Source organism: Saccharibacillus sp. O23, from assembly GCF_002205895.1.
Taxonomy (GTDB): Bacteria; Bacillota; Bacilli; order Paenibacillales; family Paenibacillaceae; genus Saccharibacillus.
In genome coordinates this window covers 379,165-399,675 of sequence record NZ_NJDE01000010.1, presented here as the reverse complement: position 1 = coordinate 399,675, position 20,511 = coordinate 379,165, and the positions used below count along the sequence as shown (strand labels likewise).

Below are 20,511 nucleotides of genomic sequence, written 5' to 3'. Positions count from 1 at the left end.
CTTGCGGGGATTTTTTTATATCTTCGCGCATGGAATGAGAACGATTTCGTCCTTCCGTCCCGCTCCCCAATTCATATGCTGTTTTTCTTGTTTTTGTGCTATAATAAGGCCTGTTCTATTACCTTTAGTAGTTGACAAGGTATTAGCTCGCGCGACAGCTCAGATTTTAGCCGCCCGGGTCATCCCCTGCACGGGCGCGTGGATTGAAACACTAAGGAGGAAGATACTCTAATGGCTGACGAGAACAAAAAGCCCGAACAGAATCCTCCCGTCAAAAAAAGATCATTTTTCCGCAAAACGCTGACTTTCTTTAAATGGATCGTCATTTTGGGCTTTGCGGCCGTTCTTTTTGCGGGCGGCGCGGCAGCGGGGTATATTACCTCCATTCTCAAAGACGAGCCGGTACGCTCGGAAGCTTCCATCGTACAGGCGGTCGACGAGAACGCGATCACGGGCTTCGCTTATTTCCGGGATGCCTCCCCGATCGGCCAACTTCGTACCGACGAAGATCGGAGGCCCGTATCGTTCGATCAGATTCCTCAGCCCGTTATCGAAGCGCTGATCTCGATCGAAGACAAGAATTTCTACGAGCATCCCGGCATCGACACCAAAGGCACCCTGCGTGCCGTCAAGCAGAAACTGCTTAACGAAACGGTTCAGACCGGCGGCAGTACGCTGACCCAACAGCTCGCCCGACGGGTATTTTTAAGCCTCGACAAAACGAACGACCGCAAGATCAAAGAGATTCTGCTGTCCCTCCGCATGGAACGCTTTCTGTCCAAACAGGAGATCGTTACGGCTTACTTGAATAAGATGCCGTTCGGCAAAGGTTCCGCCGGCTACAACCTGTTCGGGGTCAAAGCGGCCGCGAAAGGGATTTTCGGTCTCAACGACCCTTCGCAGTTGAATCTGGCCCAATCCGCTTATCTGGCCGGCCTGCCTCAATTGCCGACGACGTATTCGGCGTTCAACAGCAAAGGCGATTTTAACGAAAAAGGCTTCAAAAGCGCCGTAAGCCGGCAGCATCGCGTGCTGGAGAACATGTTGGAAGACGGCAAGATCACGCAGAGCGAATATCAAGAAGCGCTCGATTTCGATCTGAAAAGCTCGCTCGCCGGCAAGATGCCCAAAGCGTACGCCACTTATCCGTATCTGATGACGGAAGTCGAACGCGAAGCGACGAAAGTGATCATGAAACTTCAGAATCCGGGCGGCGACGCGGCTTCGGGAGAAGGCAGTTCCTCCTACGAAGCGGCCAACCAAATGCTGCTGACAGGCGGATACCGCGTCTATACGACGATCGACAAAGGCATTTACAAGACCATGCGCGCCGTGGCCGAGAATCCGGAAAACTTCGGCGCGGCCGACCCCGGAGGTCTGCCGCAGCAGTTGGGTGCCAGTCTGATCGATCCGAAGACCGGCGCCGTGCTGGGCATGATCGAAGGACGCAGTTTCGATACGCTGGAACTGAACCTCTCCACGCAGATGAAACGCCAGCCGGGTTCGACCATGAAGCCGATCGCCGCTTATCTGCCGGCGCTTGACGCCGGACTGATTCAACCGGCCGGCATCATCGACGATGCGCCGATCATTCTGCCTTCGGGATCGTCTTATCATATTCCGAAAAACGCGAACAATCGCTATCAGGGGTTAGTTACCGCCCGGCATGCGCTGAATCAATCTCTCAACATCCCGGCGCTCAAATTGTTCAACCAGAAAGTCGGGGTCGCCAAAGCGTGGGAGTTTTCGAAGAAACTGGGCATCACGACGATTACGGACGACGACTACAAGAATACGACCGGCGTAATCGGCGGGATGAGTCAAGGCGTAACCGTGCAGGAGCTTACCGGCGCGTACGCCTCGATCGATAACGGCGGCGAATTCAACGAGTCGTACATTATCAGCCAGATTGTCGATTCCAACGGAAAAGTCGTTTATCAGCATCAGGCAAGTCCGAGCCGCGTTTATTCCAAGCAGACGGCTTACCTGATGACCAGCATGTTGGAGTCGGTCATCAGCGACGGTACGGGCAATGCTCGTCAAGGCAATATTCCGAAGATGTTCGACGGATACGGCAAGATCGCCGTCGCGGGCAAGACCGGTTCCACGCAGAATTACGGCGACGTATGGTTTATGGGCTACACGCCGGATCTGACGTTGGGCGTATGGTCGGGTTACAACCAGCCCGTGAACACGATGAACGACGATAAGAGCCGAGCCCGCGTATTGTGGGCCACGATCATGAACCAACTGCTCGCGACGCGGCCGGATCTGTTCAAAACGACGGAGTTCGCCGAACCGGACGGCATCGTCACGAAGACCGTCTCGGGTTACAGCGGCAAACTGCCGACCGAATTGACCGTGCAATCCGGCAATCTCGTTACCGACATTTTCAACGAAAAATATGTACCGAAAGATTACGACGACGGTCTGGTTAACGCCAATTACATCATCTACGACGGCGTAAACTACGTGCCTCAACCGGATACGCCGGACGATATGGTTTTGTCCAAAGTGACCGTCAACCGCGAAATGCCGATCAACCAGCTCATCATCGATCTGCAAAAAGCGCTGGCGAAGATGAGAGACGGCAGACCGCTCAGTTACTACATTCCGGAAGACGCCGGCGTCGACGCGCCTAAGGAAGTCGATCCGCGCAAAGACGACGGTTCTGCTCCTTCCGCTCCCGTGAACGTATGGATGAACGATGCGGGAACGGAGATCGCGTTCACGGCCAATCCGGAAAACGACGTGGTCGGTTACCGTCTGTACAGCTCGTGGAACGGCGGAGGTTCGTTCCAGTATGCCGGTGCCGTACGGACAGGAGAATTCTTGCAGTTCCGAATCTCTCCGAGTCAAGCGATCCATTACGTGACCGCGGTGGACGTGGCGGGCAAAGAGTCCGCGCCGAGCCGTACCGTAGGAGGAGGAAGCGCGCCGAGCCGGCCGGCCGACAAACCTGACGTTCCCGATCAAGAGACCGGGCAGACCGTCGAAGGGATCGTCGTGCCGAACGAGCCTGTCGAATCTCCCGAAGAGGTTCCGACAGAGCCTGCGGAACCGGCGCAGCCGGAAACGAACGCCGAACCGGAACAGCCGAAGGTCGAAGAACCGAAACCGGAAGAAAAGCCGCCTGCCGAGACGCCCGTAACCGCGGTTACGGCTCCGGCAGCACCGGAACAGCTTCAGGTCAGCGCTTCCGCTTCCGGCGCTCAACTGAGTTGGAAAGCTTCGGAAGGCGCGACCTCTTATACGATCTACTTCAGCCAAACGGCGGAAGGTCCGTTCACGTCGATCGGCACCTCTTCGTCCGCGTCTTACCATTACGCGGCTCAAGCTCCGTTCTCTGCTTGGTTCAAGGTATCGGCTTCGAACGAAGCCGGCGAATCGGCGCATTCCATGACCTTGTACGCAGCCAGTCCTTGATTGCCGCGCGGCGGCTCTGCCGGTTGTCTCCGGCACCCGCTCGACAGAAAACCCCGAATCGCCATGACGGCGATTCGGGGTTTTCTTTGTCTTCTATTCGCTTAACGACGGGGGTCCGGAATCGAACATCCTCGCTTTTTCCGCTTCGTTCAGCTTGCCGGTTCCGATGCGTTCCAACGATCCAGCATGCCGGCAACGACCGCATGCGACCGAACCGAAGCCAAGATCGTGAATTCGGCGAAACTTTCGGGCGCTTCGCCGTTCGCTTTGTCCGACATGGAACGGATGACCACATGCGGAATCTCGTTCATCCAGCAGACCTGCGCCACGGCTGCGCCTTCCATCTCCGTGCAAGCGCCGTCGAACGCCTCGCGCAGCCGACGTCCTTCTTCCTTGTCCGCCACGAAGCGGTCTCCCGACAGCACCCGGCCGATCCGGTAACGAACTTGCTCCGATTCGCAAGCGGCTTCCGCAAGCGCGATCAGAGCGGAGTCCGCCTTAAAACAAGATTCGGACTGATCCGGAATGATGCCCGGCGCGTAACCGAGCGGCGAAACGTCCATATCGTGCTGAAGACTCTCCGAAGACACGACGATGTCGCCGACTTCGAGTTCGGGATCCAACGCTCCGGCCACGCCGGTAAAGATCAAAGCTTGCGCGCCGAATTCGCTGATCAGAATCTGCGCGGCCGCGGCCGCGTTGACTTTGCCGATTCCGCAGCGGCAGATGACGACATCATGTCCGCGAAAACGGCCTTTCGTATACGCGATGCCTGCAACCGTGCGGCTGCTGGCCTCTTCCGTCTCGTCAAGCAGCAGCTTGATTTCTTCGTCCATTGCCCCCATCAGGGCGATCGGTCCGCTCATCTCTGCACCCCGCTTAGTCATTCAGACGCGCGACGGACAAACGTAGAATCGTTTCGTGCGGCAGGATGACCTGCGAATTTTCCACGTTTTCCTTCTTCATGAGCTTCGTCAACAGACGCATGGCGACCGCGCCGATATCGTACATCGGCTGAGCGACCGTCGTCAGCTGCGGACGAACCATCGAAGCCATCCGAATGTTGTCTACGCTGATGATCGAGAAATCGTCCGGTACTTTATAGCCTTCGTCTTGAACGCTATGAATAGCGCCGATCGCCATTTCGTCCGTTGCCGCGAAGATCGCCGTCGGCTTATGTTTGAGGCCGAGGAAATATTTCATGGCTTCCACGCCGGACTCGTAACGATAGTTGCCGATCCGGACCAGGTCTTCTTGATATTCGATGCCCGCCGTCTCCAGCGCGCGTTTGTATCCTTGGAAGCGCGAGTAACCGTTTGCCGGATCTTGCAGCGTGCCGCTGATCATCGCGATCTCGCGGTGACCGTGGCGCACCAACGTGCTCACGGCATCGAAAGCGGCCGCTTCATGATCGATGTCGACGGACGGAATCGTACCGTTTTCATCTTTGGTCGCGCAAAGTACGATCGGCACGGAAGCCGTCTGGAACGCTTGCACATGATCTTCCGTAATCGTTCCGCCCATGAACAGCAGACCGTCCACTTGCTTTTCGAGCAGCGTGTTGATGACGCGGATCTCTTTTTCTTTCTTCTTATCGGCATTGCACAAAATAATATTGTAATGGTACATGTTGGCGATGTCTTCGATTCCGCGCGCGATTTCCGCGAAGATCGAGTTCGAAATATCGGGAATGACCACGCCGACCGTCGTCGTCTTTTTGCTTGCCAGACCGCGAGCGACCGCATTCGGACGATAGCCGAGACGTTCGATCGCCTCATAGACCTTTTTGCGAGTCTGCGGCTTTACGTTAGGGTTGTTGTTTACGACCCGGGAAACGGTGGCCATCGAGACTCCCGCTTCGCGCGCCACATCATAAATAGTTACCGTCACATCTGTTCTCTCCATTGCCAGTAAATTTTTCAATCAGGTTTCAATGAATTACATTCAAGCTTTCATTATTACCATGATACGATAAATTTGCTTGGTACGCAATGTTAACGCTTCACTTTTTTCCAAATAAGGCGTCTGTATCAGGACGTCGACCGATAACGATGTCAGGTTACGCCCATCGGAAACCCGCTTGAACCCTGCGTGTTTCCGATGAACGCAAACTTCGGATTCGATTCGGTCGACGTTTTAGGACAGTACCTCTTGCAGCGCGGACGACGTGATTCGGGAATGGGAAACGTTCCATACGGCCTTGCCGTCTTTCAGCAGAATCGCTTGAGGCGAAGCATGTTCCACGCCCAGAAGGTCCGCGGCTTCGAGCGACACGGGACGGTCTTCGACCACGTGAATCAGTACGTAAGAAGCATCGGGATTCGGCGTATTTTTCAAATAGTTTTTGGCTTCCGCGTAAGCGCCTGCGCTGATCGGGCAGCGGGTACTGTGTTTGAACAGCAGCACCGGTTTATCCTGCGATTCGCGAATGGCGGCTTCCAGCTGCTCGCTGGTCGTAATCTGAGTAAAAGTAGGCATGGGTCATTCTCCTTTCCGTTCTGCGACGGTTCCGTTTGTCATTGTCCACACAAGTGTTCGCTCTCAGTGTAACAACCCCGCAAAATGAAGTCAAAAAAGCAGGCTTCGCGCCGCTTTGCGTCAAGCCGGCGAGAAGCGCAGCTGCCGCCCTTCGACGCACACCTTTTCGGTCAGCTGCGCCAACCGCGTTTCGATCTCCGCCATCCAGACTTGATCCCCGACGTCGCCGGCGCAGCGATACAGGTCGAGCAGCGCGTTGATTCTGGCTTTGCAGCTTTCTTTGATTTCCGCTCTGAGGGCATCTTTCGTATCTACCGGGCTGCACGTGAATACCGTATAAACGATATGGGCCAATTCGTTAAATTCGGTATAATCCAGCCCGTACGGTTCGCCGTCGAGCGGCAAACTCAGAAGCAGCGCGGTCAGATCGCGCTTCAACCAGTGGAGCACTTCTTCATGTTCGCATCCGGGACAGACCAGAACCGGCACGTTATCGATACTGACGTGTTTCTTATAATCGACGAGCCGAAAATCCAAGTCGTATCTTTGTCCGCACTCGCAATGCTCCAGCATCTTGCGATCCCCTCCAACATGGATATTTCCCCCTGCCTCCGGCCGTTCTTTCCCGCCTGCGACGGATTTTCATGCCGGCTTACTCTGCTGCGATCGATTCGCCGCTGAAGTCGGCGAATCGGATCTTGAGCCTGTTTCGACGCGAGTTCGGCCTGCGAAATTCGAGATTCCGCTCCCCTGCTCTCCCCCGTAATTGCCGGTTCAGGTTCTTGCTGCAATGGATTCGATACCGCTTGCGCAAATTCCTGCTTGTTTTCCAAAGAAATTAAGCGCTTTCAAAAAATATTGCTGAATCTTTCTTTCTCTTTTTGCGGCGAACGGACGGGACTGCTACAATAAGACAAGAAAGAGCCTATACGAAGAACGAAAGGACGGTTATTCATGCGACTTGACGGCAAAAAAGTCATTGCGTTGGTAGACGAAGAGTTCGAAGATCTGGAGCTGTGGTATCCGGTCTATCGGGTACGCGAAGAAGGCGCCGAAGTCCATCTGGCCGGTGCCGAAAAAGGCAAAACGTATATCGGAAAGTACGGGGTTCCCGCGCAAGCGGAATACGCGTTCGACGAACTTGATTCCGCCGACTACGACGGAATTCTGGTTCCCGGAGGCTGGGCTCCCGACAAACTGCGCCGTTATCCGAAAGTATTGGAACTGGTGCGGGAGATGAACGAAGCGAAGAAACCGATCGGACAGATCTGCCACGCCGGTTGGGTGCTGATCTCCGCGCGCATTCTCGACGGCGTGACCGTGACTTCGACTCCCGGGATCCGCGACGATATGGAAAACGCGGGCGCGATCTGGAAAGACGAGCCGGTCGTGACGGACGGTCATATCATATCGGCTCGCCGACCGCCGGACCTGCCTCCTTACGGCAAAGCATTCTGCGACGCGTTGGCCGATTCGCAGGCCGACGGTTAAATCGGCCGGCTTTTGGGGCGATCGGGTCGATCTTGCGAAAGTCGACACGGCGCTATGACGAAGCGTAAATCGAAGAATAAAGAAGAAGCGCCTTTCCGAAGAAAGGCGCTTCTTGTCGTTCAAAAACGAATCGGCTTACACGACCGTCGTCACGAATTCGGACAGCAAACGCTCGATCTCGCCGGAGCGGCTGCGCTTGAAACATTCGCGGCCCGTCTCGCGAGCGGCGGAGGCCGTCGTGTTGAGTACGCGGTGTTTTACGCGCAGCAAAGATTGAGGCGACATGCTGAGCTTGTCCACGCCGAGCTCCAGCCAGATCGGCACGGCCCGTTCGTCGCCGGCCAACTCGCCGCAGACGCTCACTTCGATGCCGCGATCCCGCGCGGCCTGCACGGTCATCCGCAGCATCCGCAGCACGGCCGGATGGTAAGGATGATACATATGCGCGATCTGCTCGTTCATCCGATCGACGGCCAATACGTATTGGACCAGATCGTTGGTGCCGATGCTGAAGAAATCGACTTCTTCGGCCAGCAGATCCGCGATCGCCGCGGCTGCCGGCACTTCGATCATGATTCCGGCCGGCAGATCGGCATTGTAGGCGATGCCGCGCTCGTCCAATTGTTCTTTGGCCCGGCGCAGCAGGTCGTTAGCCTGTCGGACTTCCTCGACGGAAGAGATCATCGGGTACATGACCCGAACGTCGCCGAACGCGCTGGCGCGCAGAATCGCGCGAAGCTGCGTCAAGAACAGATCCGGACGGTCCAGACAGATGCGGATCGCCCGGTACCCGAGAAACGGATTGTCTTCTTCCGGCAGCGCGAAATAGTCGAGCTGCTTGTCGCCGCCGATATCCAGCGTGCGGATGACGACAGGCTGACCGGCCGCCCGTTCGGCGATGCGGCGATAGATGTCGAACTGTTCGTCTTCGCTCGGGAATTCGGAGCGGTCCATATAGAGGAATTCCGTCCGGAACAGTCCGACTCCCTGGGCGCCGTGTTTGAGCGAAGTTTCCAGTTCCTTAAGCGAACTGATATTGGCCGCCAACGTCAAACGGTGCCCGTCGCGCGTGACCGCGTCGACTTCGGCGAGCAGTTGAAGCTGCTCTTTCTTGCGCTGAAGCTTGCGGCGCTTCTCTTCGTAGACGCGAAGTTCTTCGGCGTCGGGATCGACGAACAGCAGCCCTTCGTCTCCGTCGATGACCAGCATCTCTCCGGTCTGGAACGGCTCGTCCCGTTTGCCTTCGAGTCCGGCGACCAGCGGAATCCCGATCGCGCGGGCCATGATGGCGGAATGCGACGTTTTGCCGCCGATCAACGTCACGATCCCCAATACATGGTTCGGATTGAGATGGACCAGCTGCGACGGAGACAATTCTTTCGCCACCAAGATGTAAGGCTGCGTATCCGAAGGCAGCTTGATCTCCGGCGCGCCGAGCAGATGCTTGAGCAGCCGGTTGCCGACGTCTTTAATGTCCGCGGCTCTTTCTTTCATGTATTCGTCGTCGAGCAGATCGAACATGGTGACGAAATGGTCGATCGCTTCTTTGACCGCCACTTCCGCCGCTTTGTACTGCCTTTCGATGATCCCCTTGATTTCGCTCATGAAGACGGGATCTTCCAGAATGGCGAGGTGGGCATCGAAAATGCTCGATTCTTCCGGCCCCACCATTTCTTTGACTTCTTTCTTCATGTCTTCGATCTCGCAGCGGGATGTACGGATGCCTTCGGTCAGACGCTCGAATTCGCGCGTCAGATCGACGACGTCCATCTTCTGCTCCGGAACGTCCCATTCCCATGTCGGTAGAACGAACGCTCTCCCGATCGCTACGCCCGGTGCGGCCCCGATACAGGTTATCATCGTCCTCCCCCTCCCGTTTCTCTATCTTTATCGTATAAGACCACGGACATGACCGATCCTTGGCCTTTTTTGACCGCTTTGAACGGCGCGAAGCTCCAAGACCGCACGCGATCCGGATTGGTAATCAGCATCGGCGTCGCCAGCGACTTGGCTTTCTCCCGCAGCAGCGGCAGATCGAACCGGATCAGCAATTGTCCGGGTTCGACGATATCCCCTTCTTTGACGAACGCTTCGAACGCGCCTTCCAGATGAGAAGTATCGATGCCGATATGCAGCAGAACGTCGACCTCTTCGTTGGTGCGGATGCCGAGCGCATGCTGGGTCGGATAGATATGCAGCACCGTTCCCGCCACCGGAGAGACCAGTTCGTCTTTCTCGGGGATAAACGCGACGCCGTCGCCGACCAGCTTTTTGGCGAAAATCTGATCCGGCACTTCGTCGAGCGGCATCATCCGGCCCTGCATCGGCGACGCGAACAGCACCTGATCCAATTGGCGGTCGATCAATTTATTGATCTCTTCGCGGATCAGCTCCGAATACGTGCCGAAGACCACCTGAACGTTGCCTCCGCCCAAACGGATCAATCCGGCCGAACCGAGCGATTTGAGCGCATGGCCGTCGATCTTGCGATCGTTCGCCACCGTCAAACGCAGCCGGGTGATGCAGGCTTGTACCTGCACGATATTTTCCCGTCCGCCGAGCGCTTGCAGAATCAGCGGCGCGCGGTAAGGAATATTGCCCGCCCAATCTTCCAGCGTCGAACCTTCTTCGCGGCCCGGCGTCGGGATCTGAAATTTGCGGATCGCCCAGCGAAACAAGATATAGTATCCCAGACCGTACACGATGCCGATCGGAATCAGCAGCCAGCCGTTGGTCGACAAATGGAAGTTGAGCACGAAGTCGATCAATCCCGCCGAATAAGAAAAGCCGTGATGGATATCCAACGCGTACGTCAGCCACATCGCGAATCCTGCCAATACGGCATGCAGCGCGAACAGGAACGGCGACGCGAACAAGAAAGCGAATTCGATCTGTTCCGATACGCCGGTCAACAAGCAGACGAGAGCGGCGCGAACGAACGTTTTGCGGACTTTGGGTTTCAAGTCTTCGCGCGCTTCGTGGATGACGGCCATCGCCGTAGCGGGCAGCGCGAACATCATGATCGGGAACAGCCCCGACATGAACAGGCCCGCGGTCGGGTCGCCGGCGAAGAAGCGCGGCAGATCCCCCTGCACGATCATGCCCGAAGCGGTCTCGTAAGAACCGAACTGGAACCAGACGACGTTATTGAGCAGATGATGCAGGCCGAAAGCCGACAACGCCCGATACAGAATCCCGTATACGAACAAGCCGAATCCGCCGGTCGAACGGACCTCCAAGTCCATCCAGTCGATAATGGCCTGCAGAACGGGACCGATCGCCAGCATGGCAAACGCGAACAAAGCCGACAGCAGTCCCATAAACAGCAGGACAAAACGCGATCCGCCAAAAAACTGGATCGTTTCCGGAAGCTTGAAGTCTTTGAAACGGTTATACAGCGCACCGGCGATCGCGCCGAGCAGAATCCCGATCAGCGTGGTCGGCTGAATCTGGCCGCTCGCGAAGTGGTCGATGACCCGTTCGTAGATCGTCATGCCCATAAGCGCCGCCAGGCCCGCGTATCCCGCCTGGTTGGCGAGTCCGAGCGCTACGCCTACGGCAAATATATAAGGCAGGTAGAGCAGTACGCCCGACCCTGCCACGTTCAACGCTTCGGCCGCTCCGGGAAGCCCCCACGCTTCCCAAGGAAGGCTGCCCGCGCTGAGCAGGATCGCCGCCGCGGGAAGAACCATGGTCGGGATCATCACGGCCCGGCCGAGCTGTTGAAGCGAACCTAACCAATTCAAAGACGTCCCTCTCCTCTCTTCCTTCAAATGTTAAGCTTTGAAAGGCGGTTTGTCAAAGGATTTGCGGGGGTCGGCGCGGGCATTCGCGGGCTTTTTTCGGACGCTTTTCGGTGGACATGACCGTCGTTCGAACCTTATGATGGCTGATAAGAGCGAGCCTGCGAAACGCTGCGGATTCCGCGCGCTCGGAGGCCTACTTAATAGAAGGAGCTGACTTACGGGATGATCGACAAAAGCATTTTTCCGGCCGACGTTCAGGAAGTGCTGGATTGGGCGGAAAACGGAGAGTTTCTGAACGGGCTTTATCGGGAAAAGACGGATCGCGCGGCGGTTTCGGAACATCGAAGCGGGCGCGTCGGAATCGTAAAAAGCGGACCGTTCGCCGGACTCGAAGAAGCGCTGCGTTTCGAGCAAGACCAAGACCTCGAACCTCCTTACGTTTTTCTGCAAGACATCGTCGACGATGCGGCCGGAGATATTCCGCCTGCCGCGGACGGCGCGCAAAAAGAATTGGCGAGAGCTTTGATCTTCTACGAAGAAGAGCAGGATTTCCCCAAGAAGCTTATGGCGAAACTCGCGCCGCTGGCGGCCGAAAACGGATTGAAAGCCGAACTGCTGGCGGCGCTGGCGGATAAGATCGGAAGCGAGCTGTATCAATGCGCCAAAGCTCGGCTGCTGGCCGAAGAACGTCATCCGTTCTTCGAAACGTTGTTCGCGATCTACAAAAATCAAGGGCTTCCGGTAGGTTGGATCGGCGGCGAAAGCGCGGACGACGGACAATTCGTCGTTTATGCGCGCTTCGAATAGACGGCGTTCGGCGGTCGAACAAGGTTCGGCACGGCAGCTTCCCGGCTTCTCGATACGGGGACGGCCTTGTCTGCCCCACACGGCGCCAGTCTTCCGATCGCTGCGGTTCGGCCGGACTTCGGACCTCGGCCGCAGCGCAAAAAAGCCGCACGGCATGCCGCGCGGCTTTTTTGCGTTGTTCTTGTCGAAGCTTCAATTAGGAAGCTTCTTAACGAAGGTCGTTTATCGAACCTTCTTCTCGGTCTTCCCGCTTCGCCGCCTTCGGATCAGCGCCGCGAACCGGCGCCGGTCACGGCGTCTTCGACTTTGATGCAGCGATCCATGATGACCGTCATGCCGGCGGAACCGGCGATCTCGGCGGCTTCGTCGCTGTAGACGCCGGATTGCAGCCATAAGGTCTTGGCTCCGGCGTCCACCGCTTCGCGGGCGACGTCCGCGCAGAATTCGCTGCGGCGGAATACGTCGACGATATCGATCGGCTCCGGCACGTCGGCGAGCGACGCATAGCACGTCTCGCCGAGGATCTCCTGTCCGGCGGCGGTCGGGTTGACCGGAATGATGCGGTAACCGCGCGACTGCATCGCCTGCGCGACCATGTAAGACGTCCGGTCGGGCTTGTCCGACAAACCGACGACGGCGATATTGCCCGCTTGTTCGAGCAGACGGCCGATCTCGTCGCGGCTTGGATTTTGGAAAGACATGGTTGACTCCTCCTCGATTCTGGAATGAATCCCGGAATAAGCTTCGTTGTGCGTTTATCCGTTCGCCTTTATTTTACCCATTCCACATTCGCGCCAAGCGCGATCATGTGATCGAAGAATCCCGGATAAGATTTGGCGACGTGATGGGCATCGGTAATGGTAATCGGCTGCTCGGCGCGCAGGCCGACGATCGTCAGCGCCATAATGACGCGGTGGTCGTAATGCGAATCGATGCGCACGCCGCCCGCCACGCCCTGCGGGCGTCCGTGCACGATGATCTCGTCGCGCTTCTCTTCCACGTCCGCGCCGGCTTTGCGAAGCTCGCTTAGATAATCGGTGATCCGGTCGCATTCCTTGTAACGCAGATTCTCTACATTATAGAAACGCGAAGTGCCTTCGGCGAATACGGCGGCGGCGACCATCGCCAGCACGGCGTCGGTCGCGGCGTCGCCGTCGAACTCGACGGCTCTGAGTTTGCCGGTGCCTTTGACTTCCACGATGTCGTTCTCGTGCGTCAGCGGCGTCTCCATCATCCGCAGCACGTCGACGACGGCGCGCTCGCCTTGACGGCTGCGTTCGGCCAACCGGCGCACCGTCACGTCGGACGGCAGAACCGCGGCGGCGGACAAGATCGCGGCCGAACCCGGATAATCGCCTTGCACCGAATATTCGCGGGCCTGATACGCTTGGCCGCCCGGCACGCGGAACAGCGAATAATCGTCGCTTGCTTCGACCCGGATTCCGGCTTGTTCCAATACTTCGAGCGTCTGGCCGACGACGACTTTGGACTTCAGATCGCCGGTTACGACGATCTCGCTGTCTTCTTCGAGCAGCGGCGTCAAGAACAGCAGCGCGCTCAGATACTGCGAGCTGACTTCGCCCGATACGGTGATCTTGCCGCCTCGGACCGGCCCTTTGACCGTGATCGGCAGACGGCCGTCGTTATGGTCGATCTTCGCGCCCATCTGCCCGAGCGCCTCGATCAGGTCGTCGTGCGGACGTTTGCCGAGCGAATCGGGATACGTGTTGACGAAATGAACGTCTTCAGACAGCGCCGCGACGGCCAGCAGGAAACGCAGCACCGCGCCCGCATTGCCGACGTTCAGCTCGGCGACGGGTTTCGGCCGGCGGCCGAAGCCTTTGATGACGATCTTCTCGTCGTCTTCTTCAAGCTCCGCTCCGAGTTCCGCGATGCAGCGGCGCATGGCGTCGCTGTCTTCGCTGTGCGCGGGAAAGCGCACGGTGCTGGTTCCGTCGGCCAGAGCCGCGACGAGCAGATAACGGGTGGTATAATTTTTGGATGACAGCGCCTCGATGGCGCCTTCGAGTTTTTCGGTGCGTCTGACGATTACGTCCATGAATTCGTTTCCTCCAAGCGGCTTATTAAAATTTGACATAAGTTTGGTCGGTTCGTATCATGAACCTATCCCAACCGAAAGGCAGGAAGTCCACGATGTCCATTGCACAAATCGAACCTTCGGAGCTTCGCGAACGGATCCGGCAGGGCGACGCTCCGCTGATGATCGACGTCCGCGAACCGGAAGAAGTCGCGCACGGCATGATTCCGGGCGCCGTTCATATTCCGCTCGGACAATTGTCCGGCCGATTGGACGAACTCGATCCCGACCGCGAGACGGTATTCATCTGCCGCAGCGGTTACCGCAGCGAACGCGCCTGCGAATATCTGGAGATGTCCGGCTACGACAAAGCCGTCAACATGACCGGCGGCATGATCGCCTGGTACGAAGACGAAGAATAGTCCGGTAAAAAGGAGCCTTGCGGCTCCTTTTTTCATGCCTGCTTCCTTCACTATACACGTTGGAACACGCTTATTCAACCATTAGACGCTGTGAAGCGCTAAACTGATTTACGTTCGCTTTTTTCTCCGCTTGGGCAAAAAGAAACAGCGGCGAAGGCCGTCCCTAAAGACGAACTTCGCCGCTGCTTAACCTCATGTTGCCGATCTTAGTTGTCCAGTTGCAGCCACTCGTGGTGGAAGACGCCTTCTTTGTCCACGCGTTTGAACGTGTGGGCGCCGAAGTAGTCGCGCTGCGCTTGCAGCAGGTTCGCCGGCAGGCGCTCCGTGCGGTAGCTGTCGTAGTAAGCCAGCGCGCTGGAGAAGCCCGGCACCGGAATGCCGTTCGTTACGGCCGTCGCGATGACTTTGCGCCACGAATCTTGATATTTCTCGACCACGTCTTTGAAGTAGTCGTCGAGCAGCAGGTTGGCGAGCGCGCCGTCTTTGTCGTACGCGTCTTTGATGTTTTGCAGGAACTGCGAACGGATGATGCAGCCGCCGCGGAAGATCATGGCGATGTTGCCGTACTTCAGGTCCCAGCCGTATTCGTCGGAAGCCGCGCGCATTTGAGCGAAGCCCTGCGCGTACGAAACGATTTTGCTCGCGAACAGCGCTCTGCGCACGTTCTCGATGAACTCCGCGCGATCGCCGGAGAACGCTTCGGTCTTAGGTCCGTTCAGCACTTTGCTTGCCGCTACGCGTTCTTCTTTCATCGCGGACAAGAAACGGGCGAAGACGGATTCCGTGATCATGGACAGCGGAACGCCCAAGTCGAGCGCGCTTTGGCTGGTCCATTTGCCCGTGCCTTTTTGGCCGGCGGAATCGAGGATCACGTCGACCATGGCTTTGCCGGTTTCTTCGTCTTTTTGCGAGAAGATGTCGGTCGTGATCTCGATCAGGTAGCTGTCGAGTTCGCCTTTGTTCCATTCGCCGAAGATCTGGTGCAGTTCGTCCGTGTCGGCGCCTACCACGTCTTTGAGCAGGTGGTACGCTTCGCCGATCAACTGCATGTCGCCGTATTCGATACCGTTATGAACCATCTTCACGTAGTGGCCCGCGCCGCCCGGTCCGATGTACGTGCAGCAAGGATCGCCGTTCACGTGCGCGGAGATCGAAGTCAGGATCGGCTCGACCAGCTCGTACGCGCTTTTCGGTCCGCCCGGCATGATCGCAGGGCCTTTCAGCGCGCCTTCTTCGCCGCCCGATACGCCCGTGCCGATGAAGCGGAAGCCTTTGGCTTCGAGATCTTCGCTGCGGCGCTGCGTGTCCGGGAAGTAGGCGTTGCCGCCGTCGATGATGATGTCGCCTTGATCCAAATGCGGGATCAACTGCTCGATCGTCGCGTCCGTCGCCGGACCCGCTTGAACCATGATCAGGATCTTGCGCGGCACTTCGAGAGAAGCCACGAACTCTTCGACGGAGAAGGTGCCGACCAGATTTTTGCCTTTCGCTTCCTCGACCAGATCATGCGTCTTCTGAGGGGAGCGGTTATATACCGAGACGGTAAACCCTTTGCTTTCGATATTGAGCGCCAAATTTTTGCCCATGACGGCAAGGCCGACTACGCCGATTTGCTGTTTCGACATTTTAGGTTCTCCATCCTTTGCTTATGAAATAGAGTTGCAATAATTTTCATTGTACTCGTTTTGTTTAGTAAAGTGAAGTCCTCGGAAATAGGAATACATTCAAATTGATACACTTAATCCGCGAATTTCCGAACGGATCGGAGCACTTTAACGCCGCAAAGCGCGTCAGGACAACGAAAACGCCTTTCCGGCTTTCCCGAAAATTTCTTGCGAATCCGTGCCGGCTTCATAAACTCTTCATGTTGCTTCCGCTTGTTCGCGCCCCTTCCCCCTATGCTATAATGGCCGATGAATCGCTTGCGGCCGCTTGCAGAAGAGCGGTTTCGGAAAGGGGCATACACATGGAAGTTCAAGGTTTCGACGAAAAAGACTTTGCCGTATTCGAGATAGAGGGGCTCGAACCCCGGATGAACGCGCTGATCGCGAACGTGCGTCCGAAGCTGGAAGAATTGGGCCGGGAGCTGGCTCCGTTCCTGTCCGCGCAGACCGGGGAAGAGATGTTCGCGCATGTCGCCAAACACGCGCGCCGTACCGTGCATCCGCCCGCCGACACTTGGGTCGCATGGGCTTCGAGCAAAAGAGGCTATAAAGCGCTGCCTCATTTTCAAGTCGGGATGTTCGCCGATTACCTGTTTATCGTGATGGCCGTCATCTACGAGAGTCCCAACAAATCGACGCTTGCCGCTTCGCTGCGCGAAAACGAGCGTCAAGTGATGAATCTGGTGCCGAAAGAGCGGCAGGAGCAGTTCTATTGGTCGGTCGACCATACCAAGCCGGGCGGCACCCGACACTCCGAGCTGGGCAAAGACGGATTGGCGCGAATCGCCGAACGCCTCGCTTCCGTCAAAAAGTCCGAAGTGTTATGCGGCCGTTTTTTGCAGAAAAACGATCCGCTGCTCCAAGACGGCAAAGCGCTGGTTCGCACGATCGAAGAAACGTTCGAAACGCTGCTTCCTTTGTACAAAATGGCGTTCTGACGCCCGACCGAAAACGGCTTTCCCCGCGTATCGCCATGCGGGAGCAAGCCGTTTTTTCGCGTTTCGGAGTCGAAGCCGCCTCGCCGTCGTCACATGCCTTTGAACGAACCGCCGTTGACGGGATATTCCGCGCCGAACGCGTATTCCGCACGTTCGGAAGACAAGAACACGATCATCGACGCGATGTCTTCGGGCTGCCCGATCCGTCCGACCGGCAGTTCGCGCACCTCGTCCACGAAATAATCGATCGCTTTGTCTTTGGGCTGATCGAATTTTTCGGAGATCGCGTCGATCATGCCTCCCGGCTGGTCCCAGATATTCGTATGGGTCGGACCCGGCGAGACGGTGTTGACGCGAATGCCTTTTTCCCCGAATTCCATCGCCAGCGCTTTGCCTACGCTCAGCAGTCCCGCCTTGAACGCCGAATAATCGACCGACATCGGCTGCGGTTGGCGCGCGTCTTCCGACGCCACGCTGATGATCACGCCGCCGCCCTGTTTCAACATCTGCGGAATCGCCGCTCGCGACGTGCGCACCATGCTCATCAAATTGTTGCGGTACGTCTCGTCCCATTGATCGTCGTTCGTTCCGAGAAACCCGTCCAGACGGGAATGGGAGATGCCGGCGTTATTGATCAGAATATCGACGCGTCCGAACTTTTCGATCGCCGCTTGCACGAGCTTCTTCGGCCCGTCCGCCGTGCTTAAGTCCGCTTCGACGGCCAATACCCGATCCTCGCCGCCCAGTTCGCCGATCTTCGCCGGATGACGGCTCGCTCCGACGACTTTCGCGCCTTCTTCAAGAAAAAGTTGGGCCGTCGCCAATCCGATGCCCGAACTGGCTCCCGTCACGATCACGACTTTGTCCCGCAAATTCAGTTCCATGTTCGATTCCTCCGTTTGTCCGATTCGGTCCTTGCTTTTGCATGCGTACAAGGTCACTTTCTTTTTTTAACCGTCTCGGGCAAAAACAAACGAAAAACGCAAAAATGCCGCCCTTAAAGGCGGCATCGCAGACATTCGGGCAGACGCGCGCGCTGGCGTCAATGCGGTTGAACGGTGCGCGTTCTGCGCCGGGAAGCTCTCGACATCGGCGCGTGGATCAGCAGCAGCAGCGCCATCGAGATCGCGCTCGCCCAGAACGGCGCTTGCGGTCCCAGATGGTCCCACGTCCAACCTCCGGCCAGCGGGCCGAGCACGGTTCCCAGACCTTGCAGCGTCAGAAACACGCCCCAGATCGCCCCGCGTTCTTTCTCCGGCACCAGTTCCGCAAGCAGCGTGTTCCACGCGGGCAGAATCATGGCGAAGCCTACGCCGGCGGTCAGGATGAAGCACCACACGAGCGTCATGGCATGCGTGGACGCGATTCCGCAAAGCGCGATCACGGCGAACAGGAAGCCGATATGCAGGAACCAGCGCGTGCCGTATTTGTCGACCAGCCGTCCCGCCGGAATCATCCCGACGACCGCGACTCCCCCGCCGACGATCAGCAGAATATTGAATTGCCCCGGCGTCATGCCCAGTTCGTTGCGGATATAGACCGAGATGACCGGCGTCAGAATGCCGATCGCGAACGATTGCAGGAACATGGCCGGATACAGCAGCGGCGTGAGCTTCAAAGCGGTCAAAGCCCGGAACACTTTGCGGATCGAATACACCGAACGGACCGTATGGCGTTTGACGACGCGGCGGACCTTTTTCGGAAACGGATAACCCGTATGCGACCGGCGCACGTTCTTCGGCGTCAGCGGAGCCATCATGCGTCTCGGAAGCAGGAACGCCGCCGCGGTCACCGCCGCCATGACGCCGAACAGCACCCAGAAGACCACTTGATAAGAGTCGCCGACAAGAAGATTCGAGACGATCGGGCCCGCGCCCGTACCGGCCAGCGTCGCGATCTGGATGCTGCCCATCTTGGCTCCGGTTCCGCCGTTCAGATCGGCTTCCATGCTGATCGTGCTCATCACGACCGGCCAGATCGGCGCCGTGCCGATGCCCAGCAGCGCGCAGGCGACGACGAGCGAGACGCCGGTCATCGAGAACGCGATGACCACGACGGCCGCCCAAGACAGCAGCAGGCCGGCCGCGATCGTCCCGCGAAGCCCGACATGCTCCGCGAGCCATCCGGTCGGGCTTCTGAGCAGATTATCGCCGACGTATTGCAGCGAAAAAGCCAAACTGATCGTAAACGCCGGCAGTCCCAGCGTGTCGTTCATATAGACGGGCAGCACCGTAACCAGCAGCGCCCCTTTGACGAATTCGGTCAGAAACACGATGATCCATAGACAAGTGAAAACAGAAAATAAAGCAGATGCCGGCTTCGTTCCGGCTGTGCGGTTGTTCATGGCTTCCCCTTTCGAGCCGTTCGCTTTCCATTCGAAAACGGCTTCTCCCCGCGCTGCGCCCGCGAACGCAGCTTGATGTCTGACGCAATCTCTCTATATCCCTATTATATCGGCTATTCGCGGAGGAAGTCTAACGAGACGCCGAGCGAATCTTCGCGAAATTCAACTCGTAAACGTTCATTTCTTCCCGGACGCGGAACCCGCATTTGCGGTATAAGCCGATAGCCGCCGCGTTGGTCGCGCTTACCGTCAACCGGGCTTCGGCGGGAGCGAATTCTTCGAATAATAAGCGCAAAGCCGCCCGAAGCAAGTTCTGCCCGACCCCCTGCCCTCGCGCCCGCGCGGCAGAAGCCAGAAACTCCACGTCGCCTTCCGCGAACGTTCGGCTGCCCGAGACGAAAGCATAACCGAGCAGTTCGCCTTCGCGAACGTATCCGATCAGCCGATGTTCGGCGTCGCGCTCTTCGAGCAGCTTGTGCCCGGACGCGTACGAACCCGGAAAAGCTTCGTCGTGCAGCCGCACGAACGCTTCTTCGAATTCGGCGCCCAACTCCGCGATCAAGGAGTCTTCTTCTTGCGATTCGGCCGAGAAGTCTGCCTGCCTCAGCGCCAACGTCAAATGCCGTCCCGCCAGCGAAGCGCCCGAACGCCGCATCAGCGACTCGGCTTCCGCGTTGTCTTGATGATAGAACCCTTGCAAGCGAACGATCGAACCGTTAGCGCGTTCGAGCGCCGTTCTCCACAGCCCTTCGATCAGCTCCGCGCGGCCGACGGCCGGACCCGCTTTTTTGTTCGCGCAATCGCCTGCCCGCTTCTCTTCTTCGTCCGCGAAAGGACCCCAGATTTCCGCAAGCCCCGTATCGGGATCGAGATCGAAGCCGAGCACGCCGACCACTTTTTCTTCGAGCAGCGCCAACGTGAAATCTTGCTCCAACCGCTTTTTTTCGAAGTCGTTTTCCAGCGTATGCCGAATTTCCGACGCCTCGACGCCGCAGTATCCGACATGCCGATGCACCTGATTATTTTGCACCGCGATCAGCCGCGACATTTCTGCCGTATCCGCCGAAAACGCCCCTCTGTATCTAACGTTCATCGCGTTCCGCCTCCCTGCGAAGCCTGCTTCGAAAAATTGCCTTCTTGCAATCCGGCCCCGTTTT

The 20,511-nt window shown here is 57.5% G+C and carries 17 protein-coding genes; 5 read left to right on the top strand and 12 right to left on the bottom strand.

The window, feature by feature from the left end; translation table 11 throughout:
• Window positions 1–231: 231 nt before the first annotated feature.
• Window positions 232–3,426: a transglycosylase domain-containing protein gene (locus CDO73_RS15705; protein WP_088489461.1), complete on the top strand. Its 3,195-nt coding sequence runs from the start codon at window positions 232–234 to the stop codon at window positions 3,424–3,426.
• Window positions 3,427–3,575: 149 nt separating this feature from the next.
• Here CDO73_RS15705 and CDO73_RS15700 read toward each other — a convergent pair whose 3' ends face one another.
• The 4 genes from CDO73_RS15700 to CDO73_RS15685 form a co-directional block, all read right to left on the bottom strand.
• A complete protein-coding gene (locus CDO73_RS15700) occupies window positions 3,576–4,292 on the bottom strand; it encodes a 5'-methylthioadenosine/adenosylhomocysteine nucleosidase (protein ID WP_088489460.1) in 717 nt (238 codons plus the stop codon).
• A gap of 13 nt (window positions 4,293–4,305) precedes the next feature.
• Window positions 4,306–5,316 carry a catabolite control protein A gene (gene ccpA, locus CDO73_RS15695; protein WP_088489459.1) on the bottom strand — a complete coding sequence of 337 codons (1,011 nt, stop codon included), beginning with the start codon at window positions 5,314–5,316 and terminating at the stop codon, window positions 4,306–4,308.
• A 246-nt stretch (window positions 5,317–5,562) separates the two neighbouring features.
• The gene (ytxJ, locus tag CDO73_RS15690; RefSeq protein WP_088489458.1) at window positions 5,563–5,904 is read right to left on the bottom strand and encodes a bacillithiol system redox-active protein YtxJ; all 342 of its coding nucleotides are present in this window, start codon (window positions 5,902–5,904) and stop codon (window positions 5,563–5,565) included.
• Window positions 5,905–6,024: 120 nt separating this feature from the next.
• Entirely contained in the window at window positions 6,025–6,477 is a 453-nt protein-coding gene (locus CDO73_RS15685; RefSeq protein ID WP_088489457.1) for a hypothetical protein, read from the bottom strand.
• Window positions 6,478–6,858: 381 nt separating this feature from the next.
• Here CDO73_RS15685 and CDO73_RS15680 point away from each other — a divergent pair, with 381 nt between their 5' ends.
• The gene (locus CDO73_RS15680) at window positions 6,859–7,395 is read left to right on the top strand and encodes a type 1 glutamine amidotransferase domain-containing protein (protein WP_088489456.1); all 537 of its coding nucleotides are present in this window, start codon (window positions 6,859–6,861) and stop codon (window positions 7,393–7,395) included.
• A gap of 135 nt (window positions 7,396–7,530) precedes the next feature.
• Here the strand turns inward: CDO73_RS15680 and ptsP are convergent, their stop codons facing one another.
• The gene (ptsP, locus tag CDO73_RS15675; RefSeq protein ID WP_088489455.1) at window positions 7,531–9,255 is read right to left on the bottom strand and encodes a phosphoenolpyruvate--protein phosphotransferase; all 1,725 of its coding nucleotides are present in this window, start codon (window positions 9,253–9,255) and stop codon (window positions 7,531–7,533) included.
• The gene (locus CDO73_RS15670) at window positions 9,252–11,141 is read right to left on the bottom strand and encodes a glucose PTS transporter subunit IIA (RefSeq protein ID WP_088489454.1); all 1,890 of its coding nucleotides are present in this window, start codon (window positions 11,139–11,141) and stop codon (window positions 9,252–9,254) included. The genes ptsP and CDO73_RS15670 overlap by 4 nt, the downstream gene beginning before the upstream one ends.
• 222 nt (window positions 11,142–11,363) lie before the next feature.
• Here CDO73_RS15670 and CDO73_RS15665 point away from each other — a divergent pair, with 222 nt between their 5' ends.
• On the top strand, window positions 11,364–11,948 hold the full coding sequence (locus CDO73_RS15665) for a hypothetical protein (RefSeq protein ID WP_088489453.1): 585 nt from the start codon (window positions 11,364–11,366) through the stop codon (window positions 11,946–11,948).
• A 266-nt stretch (window positions 11,949–12,214) separates the two neighbouring features.
• Here the strand turns inward: CDO73_RS15665 and CDO73_RS15660 are convergent, their stop codons facing one another.
• Complete coding sequence (locus tag CDO73_RS15660) at window positions 12,215–12,649, bottom strand: CoA-binding protein (protein WP_088489452.1); 435 nt, start codon at window positions 12,647–12,649, stop codon at window positions 12,215–12,217.
• Between the two features lie 68 nt (window positions 12,650–12,717).
• Window positions 12,718–14,007, bottom strand: coding sequence for a 3-phosphoshikimate 1-carboxyvinyltransferase (gene aroA, locus CDO73_RS15655; protein WP_088489451.1), 1,290 nt, complete (start codon window positions 14,005–14,007; stop codon window positions 12,718–12,720).
• 95 nt (window positions 14,008–14,102) lie between these two features.
• Here aroA and CDO73_RS15650 point away from each other — a divergent pair, with 95 nt between their 5' ends.
• On the top strand, window positions 14,103–14,408 hold the full coding sequence (locus CDO73_RS15650) for a rhodanese-like domain-containing protein (protein ID WP_088489450.1): 306 nt from the start codon (window positions 14,103–14,105) through the stop codon (window positions 14,406–14,408).
• A gap of 206 nt (window positions 14,409–14,614) precedes the next feature.
• Here the strand turns inward: CDO73_RS15650 and gndA are convergent, their stop codons facing one another.
• Window positions 14,615–16,033: an NADP-dependent phosphogluconate dehydrogenase gene (gene gndA, locus CDO73_RS15645; RefSeq protein WP_088489449.1), complete on the bottom strand. Its 1,419-nt coding sequence runs from the start codon at window positions 16,031–16,033 to the stop codon at window positions 14,615–14,617.
• A gap of 341 nt (window positions 16,034–16,374) precedes the next feature.
• Between gndA and CDO73_RS15640 the strand changes: the two genes are divergently transcribed.
• Entirely contained in the window at window positions 16,375–17,010 is a 636-nt protein-coding gene (locus CDO73_RS15640; protein ID WP_088489448.1) for a YktB family protein, read from the top strand.
• 89 nt (window positions 17,011–17,099) lie between these two features.
• Here the strand turns inward: CDO73_RS15640 and CDO73_RS15635 are convergent, their stop codons facing one another.
• The 3 genes from CDO73_RS15635 to CDO73_RS15625 form a co-directional block, all read right to left on the bottom strand.
• Window positions 17,100–17,894, bottom strand: a complete 795-nt coding sequence (locus tag CDO73_RS15635; protein ID WP_088489447.1) for an SDR family NAD(P)-dependent oxidoreductase — start codon at window positions 17,892–17,894, stop codon at window positions 17,100–17,102.
• Window positions 17,895–18,052: 158 nt separating this feature from the next.
• Window positions 18,053–19,354, bottom strand: coding sequence for an MFS transporter (locus tag CDO73_RS15630; protein WP_088489446.1), 1,302 nt, complete (start codon window positions 19,352–19,354; stop codon window positions 18,053–18,055).
• A 130-nt stretch (window positions 19,355–19,484) separates the two neighbouring features.
• The gene (locus CDO73_RS15625) at window positions 19,485–20,447 is read right to left on the bottom strand and encodes a GNAT family N-acetyltransferase (RefSeq protein WP_088489445.1); all 963 of its coding nucleotides are present in this window, start codon (window positions 20,445–20,447) and stop codon (window positions 19,485–19,487) included.
• Between the last annotated feature and the right edge of the window lie 64 nt (window positions 20,448–20,511).